The following is a 1,265-nucleotide window of genomic DNA, read 5'->3' as shown; positions in this document are numbered from 1 at the left end:
GGCGGCCGTCAGAGCGTCCGCGGTGATGTCGTCCGCGACGTCGTGATCGCCGGTCAGGAGATACGCAAACCGGCTCAGCTCGCGGTGATGTCTCTCGAAGAAGGCATGAAACTCCGCCTGGGTATGGGGATGTTCGGGCTCGTCGTCGGCCGCGACCGCTTCCACTGGCACGCTCCCCGGGCCCGTCGAGGCCGGCGCGTCCGCGGCGCCGGCCGGACAGCCGATGCTGTGGTCGTCTGTCACTGGTTGCAGAGAACCATGAGTTCAGGGCGATATGCATATGACGGTAGCGACTCGATCGGGTATGCGTCGTGGTACCTGGATGCCGAGTGGGGCGGTCACTGTTAATACGCTCGAAGCAGTGGCTTTACCCTCGGTCCGATGATGTCGGGCTGGCCACACATGGTGATGGTCCTGGCGCGCGTTGACATCGGCCACGGGGGCAAATCCGTCTCGGACCGGCCGAGGCAGTCATATTATAGGACATAGGGGCATAGGACTTGACGGCATAGGGTCGGGGATGCGAGCCGATGAACCGAGATCCGGACGAGACAGCCGCGATGACGGGGCGGCGCACGGATGCGCGACGCCGGTCCAGCGGGGTGACCGGCGACCAGGCCGCGGCGAGGGACGAGCCGCCGACATGGGATGCTAGGACGATGTTTCCGCCGCGACGCCCGCCGGGTACGGCGAAATCTATGTCTGCCCTGTCTGGTCCGGCTGCCCCGTCCGCCCGGTCTGGTTTGTTTACCCGGTCTGGCCTGGTTGCCCTGTCTGGTCTGGTTGCCCCGTCTGTCGTGATGCCCGAGGCTGTCCGTCCCCATCGCCCGAGTCCCCCGCCCCCGCTCGATCCGGACACCCCGATCCCGGATGATCCCGGCCCGCTCCTGCCCGACGCTCCTGACCTGCCGCCGGCTCCGCACGAGCCCTCCCCGTACACCGAGCCGGCTCCCGGCGCACCCCAACCGGAGCCCGAGCCGGTCTGAGGCCCGAGCCGGCGTCCGTCCACCCCACCGGAACATCCGTACGGCCGCAGCATGAACATGCCCGCACGCCGGATGATGCCGCGGCATCGCGTGCCGAGGAGCCGTAGCGTGTGACGGATGCATGCTGTGACGGTGAAAGCGCCCGGTGGGCCCGAGGTCATGACGTGGTCGACGGTGGCGGACCCTCCTGCCCCGGGGCCGGGCGAGGTTACCCTGGAGGTGGTCGCGACGGCGGTGAACCGCGCGGACCTGCTCCAGCGGCAGGGTTTCTACCCGCCG

This window comes from Frankia sp. CoWAU3, from assembly GCF_977971855.1.
Note: the sequence above shows the minus strand (reverse complement) of the source record.